Source organism: Brevibacterium album DSM 18261 (assembly GCF_000426445.1).
Taxonomy (GTDB): domain Bacteria; phylum Actinomycetota; class Actinomycetes; order Actinomycetales; family Brevibacteriaceae; genus Brevibacterium; species Brevibacterium album.
On sequence record NZ_AUFJ01000010.1, the window covers coordinates 502,438 to 518,208 of the forward strand.

9 protein-coding genes are annotated in these 15,771 nt (G+C 74.7%); 6 read left to right on the forward strand and 3 right to left on the reverse strand.

The features are described from left to right. Positions 1–40 precede the first annotated feature (40 nt). Entirely contained in the window at positions 41–1,306 is a 1,266-nt protein-coding gene (locus tag K318_RS23535) for a phosphotransferase (protein WP_051297618.1), read from the forward strand. Positions 1,307–1,397: 91 nt separating this feature from the next. Here the strand turns inward: K318_RS23535 and K318_RS0106445 are convergent, their stop codons facing one another. Beyond that, a complete protein-coding gene (locus K318_RS0106445) occupies positions 1,398–5,057 on the reverse strand; it encodes an ATP-dependent helicase (protein ID WP_029088882.1) in 3,660 nt (1,219 codons plus the stop codon). Continuing rightward, positions 5,054–8,584, reverse strand: coding sequence for a UrvD/REP family ATP-dependent DNA helicase (locus K318_RS0106450; protein WP_029088883.1), 3,531 nt, complete (start codon positions 8,582–8,584; stop codon positions 5,054–5,056). The genes K318_RS0106445 and K318_RS0106450 overlap by 4 nt, the downstream gene beginning before the upstream one ends. A gap of 102 nt (positions 8,585–8,686) precedes the next feature. Between K318_RS0106450 and K318_RS23540 the strand changes: the two genes are divergently transcribed. The 3 genes from K318_RS23540 to K318_RS19885 all read left to right on the forward strand — a co-directional run bounded on the left by K318_RS23540 (position 8,687) and on the right by K318_RS19885 (position 11,869). Continuing rightward, positions 8,687–9,286: a TetR/AcrR family transcriptional regulator gene (locus tag K318_RS23540; RefSeq protein ID WP_169721451.1), complete on the forward strand. Its 600-nt coding sequence runs from the start codon at positions 8,687–8,689 to the stop codon at positions 9,284–9,286. A gap of 148 nt (positions 9,287–9,434) precedes the next feature. After that, positions 9,435–9,659 (forward strand): DUF3107 domain-containing protein, encoded by a 225-nt coding sequence (locus K318_RS0106460; RefSeq protein ID WP_029088884.1) that lies wholly within the window; start codon positions 9,435–9,437, stop codon positions 9,657–9,659. Between the two features lie 380 nt (positions 9,660–10,039). Further along, entirely contained in the window at positions 10,040–11,869 is a 1,830-nt protein-coding gene (locus tag K318_RS19885; protein WP_084499781.1) for a DEAD/DEAH box helicase, read from the forward strand. Between the two features lie 162 nt (positions 11,870–12,031). On the opposite strand, the gene K318_RS0106475 is transcribed toward K318_RS19885, so the two are convergent. Next, positions 12,032–12,877, reverse strand: a complete 846-nt coding sequence (locus K318_RS0106475) for a PHP domain-containing protein (RefSeq protein ID WP_029088886.1) — start codon at positions 12,875–12,877, stop codon at positions 12,032–12,034. A 90-nt stretch (positions 12,878–12,967) separates the two neighbouring features. On the opposite strand from K318_RS0106475, the gene K318_RS0106480 reads away from it, so the two are divergent. Continuing rightward, complete coding sequence (locus K318_RS0106480; protein WP_029088887.1) at positions 12,968–14,545, forward strand: aminopeptidase P family protein; 1,578 nt, start codon at positions 12,968–12,970, stop codon at positions 14,543–14,545. A 2-nt stretch (positions 14,546–14,547) separates the two neighbouring features. Further along, positions 14,548–15,690: a P1 family peptidase gene (locus tag K318_RS19890; RefSeq protein ID WP_051297620.1), complete on the forward strand. Its 1,143-nt coding sequence runs from the start codon at positions 14,548–14,550 to the stop codon at positions 15,688–15,690. Positions 15,691–15,771: the final 81 nt, after the last annotated feature.

The window sequence follows — 15,771 nt, forward strand, 5'->3', positions numbered from 1 at the left end:
CCATCGCACGGGCGCCTGCCGCAGCGGGTAGTTTGGAACGGTGGACACCATCGGACCGAGGATCGCCGCTGCCGCCGCCTCCCTGCTGGAGGGCTTCTCCCCCAGCGCCTGGGCGCCCCTGCCCTCCGCCGACGCCCTCCGGGTGCTGCTCGCGGACGGCGCGCGCACACTCGTGGCGACGGCCTGGCCGCCGGAGTCCGAGACCGCCGCCTCCGCCGAGCGCATCGCAGCCTCCGTCCTCGCCCCGCTCCTGTCCGAGGCGCCCTTCGCGCTCACCGCGGTGCTGGCCTCCGGAGGCGTGCCGGGGCGGCTCCTCGACCGCGAGGGCGCTCATACGCTCATGCTCACCGAGCCCATGCCCGGCACGCCGCTGTCCACCGACATGTTCGCGCGGCAGCCGGACCTCGTCGACTCCCTCGCCGAGGCGGTCGCGCTGATCCACGGCGCCGACCCCGGCCCCGTCGCGGATGCGGGCCTCGTGGTCGAGGAGTCCGCGGAGCTGCGCGAGCGCATGCTCGCCGACCTCGATTCGGCGGCAGAGACCGGCAGGGTGCCTGCGACCCTGCTCCAGCGCTGGGAGGAGGCCCTCGAGGACGTCGCCGCCTGGCGCTTCCTGCCGGTCCCGGTGCACGCGAACCTGGGACCTGACGCGCTCTGGGCCGAGGAGGGGCGGATCAGCGGCATCGGCGAGCTCTCCCGCCTGCGGGTGGGCGATCCCGCAGCCGATCTGGCCGCGGTCTCCTCCCTCCTCACGCCCGAGGACTTCGAGCGCTTCTTCCGCGCCTACCGCCGGGCGCGCGGCGCGGAGGATCCCGGTCTGCGCGTGCGCGTGGGCTTCCACTCGGAGATCACGGTGCTCGACTGGCTGCTCGCGGCCGTCGCCGCACAGGACCCCTCGGCCGTCGACGATGCCGTGGCCCTCCTCGAGGCGCTCGCGGAGATCACGGACGCCGAGGACGCGGATGCCTCCGGCGAGCCGCATGCCGGAGCCGCCGACGCACACGGAGCCGCCGACCCGGAAGGCAGCGGCGCCCCCGTCGACGCCGGCACCGATGACGAGACCGCTGACCCCGGCGAGACCGCTGACCCTGCCGACACCGCTGGCGACGCCGGAAGGACCGACGCGGACCCGCATGACCGGCCGGAGGCCGCCTCCCCGGAGCCGGGCGGGAGGAGCTCCGACGGCGTCCGTCTGCTCGCCCGCGATGCCGAGGCCTTCCAGCCGCTGGCCGCACCCGCCTATGACGAGGACGGCATCGGCACCGAGCGGCTCAGCGAGCTCGAGGACGATCCCCGCGGGAACTGACGCCTCCCCCTGGACGCCTCCCCCGGGCGAGGCCGCCGATTCCAGTGGTGCTGCCCGCGACAGCGGCACTGCCCGCTCCCGCAGAGCCGACTCAGCCGGCGGACCGGGCAGAACCGGCCTCGGCCTCGCGCAGCCAGCGGATCAGCTCCTCCTCGCCCATGAGCCGCTCCGCCCGCCACACCTCGTCCGAGCCCACGAAGTAGAACTCCGCGTCGATGCCCGCGGCATCGGCATAGGCGGGCATCCGCATGAGCGCCGCATGGTACACCGCGAGCTGCAGCTCCATGTGCCGCAGCCGCTCCGGGTCCGTGGGCCTGCGGCCGGTCTTCCAGTCGACCACGAGCACGCGGCCGTCGTCCTCGCGGAACACCGCGTCGATCTTGCCCGGCACGTGCAGGGCCGCGGCATCCGGGCCCCGGTCCAGCACCAGCTCGAAGGACAGCTCGACGGCGGCCGGGGTCCTCGCCGCATAGGCCGAAGCGGAGAACGTCTCCCGGAGCCGGTCGAAGGACTCGTGCGCGGCCGCAGGCAGCCGTGCCGCGGTCTCCCCCGCCTCCATGTCGAGCAGGGCCGCCTGGCCGTAGTGCCGCTCGACCCACGCGTGGAAGGCGGTGCCGAGCTCCGCGCCGACGCTGGGCGCCTCGGGCATGGGGCGGAGCTGATCGGCCCACCAGCCCGCAGCATCCGCGCTCAGCCCCACCATGGCCGTCGCGGAGAGGCGGCTGGGAAGCTCGAGCGGGGCCGCAGCCCGCGACTCCTCGTCCAGCAGCTGCAGCGCGCGCGCGGCCAGCGCCCTCACCCGCGGTGAGTCCGCCGAGCGCACGAGGTCCTCCAGCCGCGGGGACTCGTGCCGGACGGTGCGCAGCGCGGACAGCCGCGCCGCGCGCTGCCGCACGAGCGGAGCGGGATCGGAGGCCGGCCAGACCGCGGCAGCGGCCGCCTCCTCGGCCACGGGATCGGCTTCCGGCAGCTCCGGCAGCGTGAGCCCCAGGCTCTCGGCGACCTCCGCGAGGAAGGGGAAGTCCTCCACCGGCCGCGTCCGGCCGATCGTGAAGCGGGAGGCGGAGACGAACAGGCGCTTCCTCGCCCGGGTGAGCGCGACATAGGCGAGTCTGCGCTCCTCGCTCCGGTGGTGCGCCTCGAGCGCTCGGCCCACCGCGCCGTCGTCTCCGAGCGCCGCCTCGAAGTCCGCGGGCGATTCGAGCCCCATCTCCCGCAGGTCGAAGGGCGGAAGCCTGGAGCTGTCGCCGCGCAGCGGATAGGGCAGCGCGCCCCCGGCCAGCCAGCCCGCCTTCGACCGGCGGGCGCTCGGGAGCCCGCCGGCGTGCATGAACGGCACGGCGACGGCATCGAATTCGAGGCCCTTCGAGGCGTGGACCGTCATGACGGTGACGGAGCCCGGGGCCGGCTCAGGCGTCGTCTCCCCGATCTCGTCGGCGGCCTCCATGACACGCAGCCAGGCGAGGAGATCGCGCGGTCCCCCCGCGGGGTGCTCGGCGACGAAGCCGCTCGCGACGGCGAGGAAGCCGTCGAGCTGACGCTGGTGCACCCGCTCGTGGGCGGGGGCCAGCGCCGCGATCTCCGTATCGATGCCGAGTTCGCGGATCACCGCCCGCAGCAGCCCGGTGAGGGTGAGGTTCGCGCTGCGCAGCCGGCGGAGGCTGCGGGCCAGGAGGACGAGCCGCCGGTGCCCCTCGGCGCTGAGCAGGGGCTCACCCGTCTCCGGGTGCCGCCGGGCCTCCGGACGCGCCGCGTCCGCCACCGGCGGAGCCGCCGCGTGGAGCAGCTCGTCGAGGCCCTCGACGACGCCGATGCCCTCCTCGACCTGCTCCCCCGGAGCCTCGGGGTCGGGCATCGCCACCGCCCGCGAGCGCACGAAGGAGGAGAAGGCGTGCACATCGGCCGCACCCAGGCGCACCATCCGCCCCGTGAGCAGGCGCATGAGCACATTGCCCGCATCCGGGTCGACAAGCACCTCGAGGGCGGCGAGCGCATCAGCGACGAACGGGTCCTCGAGCAGGCCCCGCACCCCGAGCGCCTCGACGGGCAGACCCGCGTCCTCGAGGGCGGCGGCGACATGGCCGAAGCCCGAGCGGTTGCGGCACAGCACCGCGACGGTCGGCTCGGGGACGTCCTTCGCGCCTTCCCTCCCGGCTGCCGCGCGCGCCTCCTCGCGCAGCTCCTCCCGCACCCGCAGGACCCAGCTCACGAGCTCCTCGAGCTGCGAGGGCGGCTCCTGCGCGAGCTCTGCGGCGCCGTCCGGCGGGACGGTGCCGTCCGGTCCAGCGCTCCCGCCCGACTCCGCAGTGCTCTCCGGGCCTGCGGTCCCTTCCGGTCCTGTGCCGCCGTCCGCGGTCATCGCGCTTTCGGCGCTGCGAATCCCGGGATTCACCGCATTCTGGGTGAGCGAGACCTCCACCGCTCCGGGACCCGCTCCCGGGCGGGCGGCGAGCCCCCTGCGCTCGTCCTCGGTGTCGAGGCCGCGGGCGATCCGGTTCGCAGCGGTGAGGATCGCCTCGTCGTTGCGCCACGAGGTCATGAGCCCGTACTTGGCCGCCGGCACATCGGCCGGCCCCCGGAACGAGCCGGCGAAGGATGTGATGTTGTCCGCGCTGGCCCCGCGCCAGCCGTAGATCGCCTGCCGGGGATCGCCCACCGCCATGACCGGGAGGCGCGCGAAGAGCTCCCGCAGGAGGAGCAGCTGCGAATAGGAGGTGTCCTGGTACTCGTCCAGGAGCACGACGTCCCATCGGGACCGCTCGGTCTCCCGCGCGGTCCGGGAGGTCGTCATGATGCGGTGTGCGAAGGAGACCTGGTCGGAGAACTCCATGCCCCCGCGCTCCCGCTTCGCATCCGCATAGGAGCGGGCGAGGCCCACGATGCGGCGCTTCGCCTCGAGCTGCGGCACGATCTTCTGCTCGTGCGCCTCCACGAGCGGACGCGCGCGGGCGAGGGCTGCGCTGCGGCCGGGCCCCCGGCCGGCCGCCTCGAGCTCGTCCGCCGCGTCCTCGAGCTGCGCTGCGAACTGGGTCTTCGCCGCCTTGTCCTGATAGGGGCCGCTGCGGCGACGGCGCACGGCCTTCGCCAGCCCCCGCAGGAACACCGGCGTGCACAGCGCCTCGACCGATTCGCCGAGGAAGGCCTCGATCTTCTCGAAGTCCACGAGGTGCTCGCCCATCTCCCCGAGCATCTGCGTCATCCACGCGCTCATGGTCGAGCGCGCGCGCTCCGGCACGACCGCCGCCGAGGTCGCCGAGTCCAGGACGGCATCGGCGAGCTCCTGGCGCGCGGCTGCGTCGAGGACGCCCTCGCCCGCCTCGAGGCCGATCTCCATCCCGTGATCGGCCACGAGCGAGGCCGCATAGGAGTTGTAGGTGGAGATGACGGGCAGGTCGAGGCCGGGCACCTCCTCCTCGGCGCGGGCCCGCGCCCGGTGCGCCCCCGCGCCACGGGTGCCGGGCGCCGCGACCGCCCTCCGATAGCGGGCGAGCATGGTGCGCACGCGCTCGTTGAGCTCGCCCACCGCCTTCCGGGTGAAGGTGAGGCCCAGCACCCGGTCAGGGGCCACGAGCCCGTTGGCCACGAGCCAGACGACCCGCAGCGAGATGACGGTGGTCTTGCCCGAGCCCGCGCCGGCGATGACGACGGCGGACTCCAGCGGCGCCTCGATGATCCGCTGCTGCTCCTCCGTGGGCCGGTTGGCTCCCAGGAGGTCGGCCAGCTCGACCGCACTGATCGCGTTCCCTCTCATCCCTCTCCTCCGTCTGCTGTGAGCGCCGTCATCGCCGGGCACGAGGAGCGCACCGGGCAGTGCTCGCAGTGGCGTCCCGGCGTCGCGGGGAACTGCGCCAGGCGCATCCCCGCGGCGACACCGTCGATGAGGGCGGCGGTGTCCTCGTGCATCTGCGCCCCCTCCTCCGAGGAGCGGTCCATCGCAGGCTGTTCGCGCACCGAGGACGGCAGCCCGCCCCGGCCCGCGCCCGGCCCCTTCCGCAGGTGCACGAGTGCCGCACCGGCCGGTTCCAGCCCCCGCAGCCGCACGGGAACCGCGCTCTCCGGGCCGCTCGCCCCGGTTCCGGTGGTCGCGCCGCCGGTGCTCACGGGGCCCCCTCCCGCCGCGCCGGTGGCCTCACCTGCCGCACCGGGCTCCTCTCCCGCCTGCGGCACGGGCGGGAGCACGGCCTCGCCGTCGGCGAGCGCGTACTGGTAGACCCTCAGCTGCGGATTGTCCCTGGCCTCCTGTGCCGAGGGCTGCGCCTGCCCGGTCTTGAAGTCGATGACCCGCACCGTGTCGCCCACCCGTTCGAGACGGTCCGCCCGGCCGCCGATGCGCCACGGGCCTCCCGGCGAAACCTCCGGCGAGGCGGCGCGCACCTGCGCCTCACGCAGCACCGCGATCTCCGGCTCTGCGACCCCGGCCGCCCGCAGGCGCTCGGCGCGGGCGCTCATGTCCTCCCGGCTGAACCGGAGGTAGTCGATGAGGGCGTCGACCATCGTCTCCGCGTCCCTCCGCGTCCGGTCGCGCTCCCACTCCGAGGCCAGGAGCGAGTAGTCGAACGCCTCGTCGAACTCCGCCAGCATCGCCGCCCGGTCCGGCTCCGGATGGTGTTCGGCGACCTGGTGCATGGCCGTCCCCAGCGAGGCCGCGGTCACGGTCTCGCCCGGACGACCGCCGCTGTCCGTGAGGAACCACTGCAGCGGGCAGGTCGCGAAGGCCTCCACCTGCGAGGGGCGGATGCGCAGCGTCTCGTCCCGTCCACGCGCCGGAGCCGTGGAGGAGGGCTGGTGCCAGGTGCTCCACGTCGAGGGACCGGCCTCGCGCAGGCCCGCGGCCTCGAGTGCGGCGACGAGCGCGGCCCAGTCCGCCGGATCCTCCTCCGTGAGCAGCCCCTGCCGGGCCAGGCCCACGATGTCCCGCAGCCGGGCGGGCACGAGCTCTCCCGCCTCCGTCTCCCCGTCCTCCTCGCCGGCCTTCTCGGAGAGCCGGGAGAGCGAGGTCGCCGCTCCCCCCGCGAACTCCGCGGCGATGTGGTGGAAGGCGCTGGGGCTCGTCTCGCCGTCGTCCAGCGCGCAGACGACGAGCTCATCGCGTGCCCGGCTCACCGCGGCCAGGAACAGCGCCCCCTCGTCGCGGACCGTCCGGCGGCGGGCCTCCTGCACGGCCTCGCCGGGCGCGAACTCCTGCCCCGCGGCCTCGGGATCGGCGAGGTGCGCCAGCAGATCGGCGGGCTGGAAGGCGTTGCGCCGGATCCGGGGATTGGGCCAGTGCCCCTCGTCCACGTCGACGACCACCACCCGGGAGAACGAGCGATGGGAGACCCCGGCGGGCGAATCCACCGTCACGAGGTCGAGCGAGTCGGTGCGGCCGAGCGAGTCCTGTGCGTAGACCTGCTCCTGCACCCGGGAGGCGAAGGCGTCCGCCTGCAGCCCCACGGTGTCCTCGAGCTTCCGGGCCAGCGCGAACAGCCGCACCACCGCGTCGAGGCGCTCGCGCAGCGGTGAGCGCGGATCGCGCAGCACCTCCGCCCGCCAGGGCGCGGCCGCGCCCGAGGTCTCCCACAGGGTCCAGAGAGCGCTGTGGGGCGAGGCGCCTCGCACGCGCCGGCCCGCCTCCAGCAGTGCGGCGGCCCGGGCCAGCGGTGCCGGCAGCTGCGCCGGCAGAACTGCATCGGCCCAGGTGAGCAGCGCATCCGTGCCCGGTGCGCGCGCGTCCTGCCGGAGCACGCGCACCGCCTCCCGCTCCATGCCCCGCAGCGCGAGCGCGTCGACGCCGCCGTACACGCCCCCGAGCAGGCTGCGCAGGAGCTTCGCCCGCGCGGCGTCGTCGGCGAGGTCCTCGGTGAGGAGCGCGAGGAGGGGAGCCGTCGCGGGGTCCACGGCCAGGGGCAGGTCCGTCGACTCCACCGGCAGGCCCAGTGCGCCGAGCTCCGAGCGGAGGCTCACCGCAGTGCCGTTGGTGCGGGTGATGACCGCGATGTCCGAGAACTCCACGCCCTCATCGTGGTGCCATGTGCGGATGAGGCGGGCGACGTGGCGGGTGCGCTCCGCGGACGAGGCGTGCGCGATGACGCTGAGCGCGGACTCGTGCCCGTCGCGCTCGTCCGGACCGCTCGCGTCCGGGCCGGGCGCACCGGAGGGCGCCTCGCTGTCCGCCACGCTGTCCCCCTCCGCGTCCCGGGCCTGCCCCGCGGGCGGGACGTGGCCGAGGAGGAGGTGCGCGGAGAGCCTGCGCGAGAGGGCGAGGGAGAGCTCTCGCACCGGACCGGCGCCCCGCGCGCCGGCCGTCCGCCCGGGCAGGACGAGGGTCCGTCCCCGGATCGCTCCCGTCGCGAACGCGCGCGACCACGCGGGCACGAGCCCCCCGGCGCCGCGGAAGCCCTGCGTGGAGGCGTCCGGACTGCCGAGCACCGCGACGGCGCAGCCCAGGCGGGTGAGGCCCTCGAGCAGCCCGAAGGCCGCATCCGGGACGTCCTGGGCCGCGTCGACGAGGACGCAGCGCGGGACGCGCTCGGCCGAGAAGGACCAGGGCGCTCCCGCCGCGGTCCCGGCCGCGGCCTCCGCCCGCACGATCGCGGCCGCCTCCGCCAGCACCCCGGCGGTGTCCACGCCGCCGTAGCCGGGGAAGGAGAGCTGGTCCCGGTAGTCCTGGAGGATCTGGGCGAGCGCGAGCCACTCCCCGCGCCCGGCCTCCCGGGCCGCCTCCTCGACCTCCACGGGTGCGATGCCGCGGATCAGCACCGCATCGAGCGCTTCGCGGAGCTGGTCGCGGAACGCGTCCGTGCGCCGCATCTCCGCATTCATGGCCTCGGGCCAGTGCGGCGCGCGCACGCGGCCGGAGTCGAAGCCCTCGAGCAGCGTGCCGAGGATCGCGTCCTGGTCCGCCCCGGAGAGGAAGCGCGCGGCCTCCCCCATCGTCGCAGCGGTCTCCGCGGAGACGAGGCCGAACGCCAGGGAGTGCACGCTGCGGGCACCGGCACCCGTGCGCACCGCGCGCTCGCCGGCGCCGACCCTGTCGCGCAGGGCGTCCGCATGGGCCCGGTTGGGGGTGAGCACGAGCACATCGTCCGGGCCCAGGGAGCCGGAGGAGAGCAGCCGGGTGTGCGCCGCCACGAGCGTGCTCGTCACCCCCGTTCCCGGCACGGCGGCCACGCATGCGGACTTCCCTCGCAGGAGGAGCTGCGCGAGCTCGCCGGCAGGACCCGCGGCGTCCTCCGGGCCGAGCCCGGCTGCACCGGGCTCTCCGGCCTGCGTGCCCCCGGCCCTCGTCGAATAGCTCATGGGCTCATTCCATCACGGAGCACGGACACGGCCGCGAACACTGAGAGCCTGCGCCGGTCCGCCCGGCGGGCGGAGCACAGCCGGTGCAATATGATCATGCCCATGCCGTTCGCAACCAGGAGACTGCCCCGCGCCGAGCGCCGCGCTCAGCTCGTCGAGTGCGCGACCCGCGTCATCGCCGCGCGCGGCTACAGCTCCTCCTCGATGGACGACGTCGCCGAGGCCGCGGGGATCTCCAAGCCGGTCCTCTACCAGCACTTCGACTCCAAGCTCGCCCTCTACCTCGAGGTCGTGCGCCAGGCCTCCGGCCGGCTGGAGACCGCGATCCTCTCCGCACTCGCGACCGAGGGCGGGACCCGCGGCCGCATCCGTGCGACCATCAGCGCCTTCTTCGGCTTCGTGGACGATCACCGGGACCAGTACACCATCGTGTTCTCGCTGGACTCCTATGAGCCCGAGGCACGTGCGATCGTCGCGGCCGTCCGCAGCCGCCTCACCGCCGAGATCGCCCGCGCCGTGGCTCAGGGCGTGGAGACCGATGCGCGCACGGCCGAGTTCATCGGCAACACCGTCACCAGCATGGGCGAGTCCGCGGCCCGCTACGTCGCGGCGGACCCGGAGCTCGACCGCGAGCGCGCCGCGGACTCCTTCACCTCCTTCCTCGTAAGCGGCCTCGACGGCCTCTACGGCATCGGCGACTGAGAGCCGGGCAGCGGCTCGCGCCGGCCGCGCCCGAGGTGAGCCGGGACACCTCCGCACGCATCGGGCACCTGAGCCGACTACGCTTGTCCCCGAGTGCGCACAGCACCCCACAGTCTCGGAAGCCGTCTCTAAGAAGGAAGTGCAAGCAGTGGAGATCAAGATCGGCATGCGCCAGTCCAACAGGGAGATCGTCCTCGACTCGGACAGGACCCGCGACGAGATCGGAGAGCTCGTCGCCGCGGCACTGGCTGAGGGCACCGTGCTCTCGCTCGACGACTCGAAGGGCCGCCGCGTGCTGGTGCCCGCCGACGCCCTGGCCTATGTCGAACTGGGCGAGGAGCAGGCCCGCCGCGTAGGATTCGGAGTGGTCTGACGCAAAAGGCCGTCCGCACCGGCACCTCGGCGCACCGACCATCTGTGCGCCCGGGTGCCGGGCAGGTGCCGGAGGAGGCGCCTCCGGACATGCCCCGGCCATACGGGGAGTCCGGGATGCGGGGCTTCGATGCACAGCGCCGCGCCCGCATGCGGGCCGACGGCCGGGACCGCACCGCCGGCAGGCTGCCGGACGGCGCTCCCCCGGAGCGGGCACGTCCTGCTCCCCACCGCCTCGGGCACGCACCGGGGCGGATCGCGGCGGCCGAGTGCCGCCGCCCGCGGATCCTTGCCGATCCGCACCTCGGGCCCAGCCCCGCCAACCAGGCGAAGCGGCCCGCGCACATACGTGCTCCTCACGGAGCACCGTGAGGAGAGAACGTGACAGAGGAACAGCAGACATTCGCCGACTTCGGCGTCGCCGAGCCCATCGAGGCCGCGCTCGCCGAGGCCGGCATCACCGCCCCCTTCCCCATCCAGGCCATGACCCTGCCGGTCGCCCTGACGGGGGCCGACATCATCGGCCAGGCGAAGACCGGCACGGGCAAGACCCTGGGCTTCGGCATCCCGCTCCTGCAGCGCGTACACGCCCCCGGTGAGGAGGGCGCGCCCGAATCCGCCGGCCGCGTCCCGCAGGCGCTCGTGGTCGTCCCCACCCGCGAGCTCGCCCACCAGGTGGCCGGCGACCTCGAGGTCGCGAGCCGGAAGCGCCCCGGCCTGCGCGTGCTCACGATCTACGGCGGCAAGGCCTTCGAACCGCAGCTCGACGCACTCGCCGAGGGCGTGGACGTGGTCGTGGGCACCCCCGGCCGCCTCCTCGACCTCCACGGTCGCCGGGCGCTGCGCCTGGACGGGGTCCGCACCGCCGTGTTCGACGAGGCCGACGAGATGCTGGACCTGGGCTTCCTGCCCGATGTCGAGCGGATCGTCGCGGCTCTGCCCACCAGCCGGCAGACCATGCTGTTCTCCGCGACGATGCCCGGCGCCGTCATCGCCCTGGCCCGCCGCTACATGAGCCGCCCCACGCACATCCGCTCGCAGGACCCCTCCGACGAGATGCAGACGAACGCGGCCACGCGGCAGTTCGCCTACCGCGCGCACGCGATGGACAAGTCCGAGCTGGTCGGCCGCATCCTCCAGGCCGAGGGACGGGGCAAGACCATCATCTTCGCCCGCACCAAGCGCACCGCGGACCGCCTGGGCGAGGAGCTGCGCGACCGCGGCTTCTCCGCCCGCGCCCTGCACGGCGACCTCAACCAGCAGATGCGCGAGAAGGCGCTGGCGGCGTTCCGCGAGGGCAGGGTGGACGTGCTCGTCGCCACCGATGTCGCCGCGCGCGGCATCGACATCGACGACATCACGCACGTCATCAACTACCAGTGCCCCGAGGACGAGAAGGTCTACGTCCACCGGATCGGGCGCACCGGACGGGCCGGGCGCACCGGCACCGCGGTCACGCTCGTCGACTGGGACGATCTGCCCCGCTGGAAGCTCATCTCCCGCACCCTGCACCTCGACCTGGACTCCCCCGAGGAGACCTACTCCACTTCGCCGCACCTGTTCGCGGAGCTCGGCATCCCCAAGGGGACCAAGGGCCGTCTCAAGCGGCAGCAGCCGGCCGCCGGCGAGGAGCGCGAGCAGGGCCGCGGCCGCTCCAAGCGCTCGAGCGAGCGCTCCTCCGAGGAGCGCCGGTCCCCGCGCAGGCGCACCCGTGCCGGCGAGGAGGCCGCAGCGAGCGGGCCCGCCGAGGGCGGCCGGGGCTCCGCGGACAACGGCGGCTCGCGCAGCGGTGAGAAGAGGTCCCGCACCCGTCGGCGCCGCCACGACGGTGAGGAGACGGCGGTCTCCGCGCCCGCATCCGCCGTGTCCGCCTCGGCCGCCGAGGCGGACACCGGTGCCGGCACCGCCCGCGAGGACGGCGGCGCGAACGGCGCCGCCGAGAGCGCACAGGGCTCCGGAGGCCGGAAGGGCCGCAGCTCCGCGAATACGTCCTCGACCCAGTCCGGGGAGAAGCGCGCACGCGGCGGCGCAGGAGCGCGCAGCTCCTCTCGCGGCGAGAGCTCCGGCGGCACCGCTGACCGGAGGGTCAAGGATCCGAACGCCACCCGCACCCCGCGCCGGGTGGTGCAGGAGACGCGCGGCACGAGCCCCTCGCAGCGCCGCCGCCTGCGCTCACGTGCCTCCGGCGGGGACGCCTCGGCGGAGGACTGAGCACGCCCAGGAGCAAGACGCCCGGTTCTCGCGCAGACGCCCAGCTGTTCTGCTGAACAGCTGGGCGTCTGCGCGAGAAGTGGGCGTCATCCGCGGGGACCTGGGCGTCCGCGCGAGAACTGGGTGTCTGCGCGGAGACCGGGCCCCGTACGCGGGCTCCGCTCACACGCCCAGGGCGGGCACCCCGTCGGTGCGCTCGATGAGGCGCATGAGCTGATCGCGGGCGGTCGTGTGCTCGCCGAGGCGGTTGGGCTTGCCCGCACCGTGGTAGTCGCTCGAGCCCGTCACCAGCAGCCCGCTCTCCTGCGCGAGCCGCCGCAGCCGGACCCGCTCGTCCGGCGGGTTGTCCCGGTGGTCGACCTCGAGGCCGTCCAGGCCCGCCTCGATGATCTCGCGCATCCCGCGCATCGGGACCACCATGCCCCGCGCCGAGGCCCGCGGGTGCGCGAACACGGCCGCACCCCCGGCCTCGTGGATCATGCGGACGGCGTCGAGCGGCGAGATGACCGGCAGCGGCACGTAGTAGCGGCCCCGGCTCGCGAGGAGATCGGCGAAGGCGGCGGTGCGGTCGGGGACCACACCCGCGCGCACGAGGGCGTCTGCGATGTGCGGGCGGCCGATCGTCGCCTCGGGCCCGGCGATCTCGAGCACATCGGCCCAGGAGACGGGATGGTCCTCGGCGATCCGCTCCACGATGGTCCGGCTGCGCACCACCCGCGCCTCGCGTGCGGCGGTGATCGTCGCGGTGATCTCGGCGCCCTCGGGCTCGTGCAGATAGCACAGCATGTGCACGCTGATGCCCTCCCAGCGGCACGAGACCTCCATGCCGCGGACGAGGCCGATGCCCTCCGCCGCCGCAGCGCATGCTCCCGCGTGCCAGCCCGCGGTCGTGTCGTGGTCGGTCAGCCCGACCGCCGAGAGTCCGCTGGCCGCGGCCTCCGCCAGGAGTTCGGCAGGGCTCTGCGTGCCGTCGGAGAAGCGGGAATGCGTGTGGAGGTCGGCCGTCATGCACCCATGGTACGAACATCCCCGGCCCGGAGCCGCACCGCCCGCCGGAGGCGGTTCGCCGCGTCCGTCCTGGGGCATACCATGGGGCCCATGAGCTCAGACCCCTCCGCTCCCGCCGCAGACGCCCGCCCTGCCTCCGAGGCCGCAGACGCCTCCCGCACCGCAGAGGCACAGGACCTGGCCGACCGCGTGAACAACCGCTCGCACCGGCCCGCTTCCCCCGCCTTCCGCGATTTCGTCGCCTCGGGCTGGGACTCCTCCCCGCTCGAGGACGTCGCCCCGCTCGCGGCGGCGGAATGGACCCCGGCGCGGCGGGAGGCCGTCTCCGCACGCTTCCCGGGCGAGCGCCTCGTGGTCCCCGCGGGCGCCCTCAAGGTCCGCTCCAACGACACGGACTACCGGTTCCGCGCGCACTCCTCGTTCCTCCACCTCACCGGGCTCGAGAACGACTCCGAGCCCGATGCGCTGCTCGTCTTCGAGCCGCGCGAGGGCTCCGGCCACGAGGTCACCCTGTGGTTCCGCCCGCGCGCCGGTGCGGACACGGAGGAGTTCTTCTCCGATGCCCGCTACGGCGAGTACTGGGTGGGTGCGCGCGACGATCTCGCCTCCATGACGGTGCGCACCGGAATCGCGACGGCGGATTCGGCGACCGCCCTGGACGCTGTGACGAAGGACCTGGGCTCCGTCTCCGTGCGCGTGGTGCGCGGCGCGGATCAGACGGTCGAGGCGCAGATCGACGCCGCGCGCGAGCAGGTCGCCGCGGACCTCGAGGCCTCGCACGCCGGCGACGACGAGCTCCAGCAGTTCCTCTCCGAGCTCCGCCTCGTCAAGGACGCGCACGAGATCGACCAGCTGCGCCATGCGATCGCGATCACGCGCCGCGGCTTCGACCGCGCGGTGGCCGCGCTCCCCGCGGCACCCGCCCACGCCCGCGGCGAGCGCCTCATCGAGACGAGCTTCGAGTCCGCCGCCCGCCTCGACGGCTACGGGGTGGGCTACGACACCATCGCGGCCTCGGGCGACCACGCCTGCACCCTCCACTGGATCCGCAACGACGGCCGCGTGCACCCGGGCGATCTCCTCCTGCTCGACGCCGGCGCCGAGGCCGATTCCCTCTACACCGCGGACATCACCCGCACGCTGCCCGTCTCCGGCGCGTTCTCGCCGGTGCAGGCCCGGATCTACGACGCCGTGCTCGCCGCGGCGGACGCCGCCTTCGCCGCCGCGGCGGCCCATACGAGCCGCACCGTCCTCTTCGCCGATGTGCACGCCGCGGCGATGGAGGTCATCGCGCAGCGCCTCCACGACTTCGGCATCCTGCCCGTGAGCGTGGACGAGGCGCTCTCCGAGGCCGGCCAGCAGCACCGCCGGTGGATGGTCCACGGCACCAGCCACCATCTGGGCCTCGATGTCCACGACTGCGCGCAGGCCCGCCGCGAGATGTACCTGGAGGCTGAGCTGGTCCCGGGCATGGTGTTCACGATCGAGCCCGGTCTCTACTTCAAGCGGGCGGACCTGCTGGTGCCCGAGGAGTTCCGCGGCAACGGCGTGCGGATCGAGGACGATGTGCTCGTCACCGACGACGGCGTCGAGAACCTGTCCGCGGACTTCCCCCGCACCCGCGCCGAGGTCGAGGCCTGGGTGCGGGAGCTCGCCGGCGGGGCCTGAGCATGAGCGCTGCGCCACCGTTCCGGCAGGTCACGGGGACGCTCGTCCCCGGCGGGGATGTGCAGTCGGTGACCGGTGTGCGGGTGGGCTCGGCCGAGCGCACGGACTCCGGCTGGCTCACCGGCACCACGGTGATCGCCGCCCCGCCGGGGGCCGTCGCCGGGGCCGATGTGCGCGGCGGCGGTCCGGCCACCCATGAGACGGACGTCATCGCCCCGGGCACGCATTCGCCGGCCGTCGACGCGCTCGTCCTCACCGGCGGGAGCGCCTGGGGCCTGGCCTCCGCGGGCGGGGTCCAGAGGGGCCTCGCCGAGGACGGGCGGGGGTTCCCCGCCCCGGGCCTCCCGGGCGCCTTCGTGCCGATCGTGCCGGCCGCCGCCGTCTACGACCTCGGGCGCGGTGACGGGACCGTGCGCCACCCGGACGCGGAGCTCGGATACGAGGCCTATCGCTCCGCGGCCGAGCTCGCGCCGCTGCGCCGCGGCAGCGTCGGCGCGGGAACCGGCGGGTTCATCGGCCGCGGCCTGCTGCGCGGCGGACTGGGTTCGGCGTGTCTGCGCACCGCCGCCGGCCATCTCGTCGCCGCGATCGTCGCGGCCAATCCCATGGGCGATGTGCTCGAGCCCGCCGGTCGCCTCCATGCCGCGGGCGTCCTCGCCCGACTGGGGGCGGAGCTTCCCCCGGCCCCGGCCGACTGGGTCGAGCGCGCGCTCGCGGTCAGCGATGCCGCACGCTCCGATCCCTCGCTGCGGAACACGACGATCGCCGCGGTCGTCACGGACGCCCCGCTGGACTCGGCTCGGGCGACCCGGCTCGCGCAGTCGGCGCAGGCCGGCCTCGCACGGGCGATCCATCCCTCCCATACCCTCGCCGACGGGGACACCGTCTTCTCCCTCGCGACGGGCACGGCGGGAACTGCGGGGACGGACCCCGGCTCCCCCGCCGCGCCCCTCGACCCGCTCACGCTGCTCATGCTCAACGCCGCCGCCGCGGATGCGCTCTCGCTCGCGATCGTCGACGCCGCGCTCAGCGCCGCACCGCACGAGGAGGCGGCGCCGGGAGGAGCGCCCCGTCCCGCGGCGCTGTCCCAGCTCGCCCCCGAGCTCGCCGAGGCGTGGCGGAGGCTCCGCACGGCGGGCACCTGAGCGGCCATGTCACCTGTGCAGACCGGACTCCCGCTCCGACGGCGCGCCTGCTGAGCTCATCACGGCCCGGCGTCCCCGACC

What these genes read in the sequence shown, in the direction of transcription:
- K318_RS0106450 (WP_029088883.1), bottom strand. Translation starts at nt 8,584, where the DNA reads ATGAGCTATTCGACGAGGGCCGGGGGCACGCAGGCCGGAGAGCCCGGT.
- K318_RS0106445 (WP_029088882.1), bottom strand. Translation starts at nt 5,057, where the DNA reads ATGAGAGGGAACGCGATCAGTGCGGTCGAGCTGGCCGACCTCCTGGGA.
- K318_RS23540 (WP_169721451.1), top strand. Translation starts at nt 8,687, where the DNA reads ATGCCGTTCGCAACCAGGAGACTGCCCCGCGCCGAGCGCCGCGCTCAG.
- K318_RS19890 (WP_051297620.1), top strand. Translation starts at nt 14,548, where the DNA reads ATGAGCGCTGCGCCACCGTTCCGGCAGGTCACGGGGACGCTCGTCCCC.
- K318_RS0106475 (WP_029088886.1), bottom strand. Translation starts at nt 12,877, where the DNA reads ATGACGGCCGACCTCCACACGCATTCCCGCTTCTCCGACGGCACGCAG.
- K318_RS0106480 (WP_029088887.1), top strand. Translation starts at nt 12,968, where the DNA reads ATGAGCTCAGACCCCTCCGCTCCCGCCGCAGACGCCCGCCCTGCCTCC.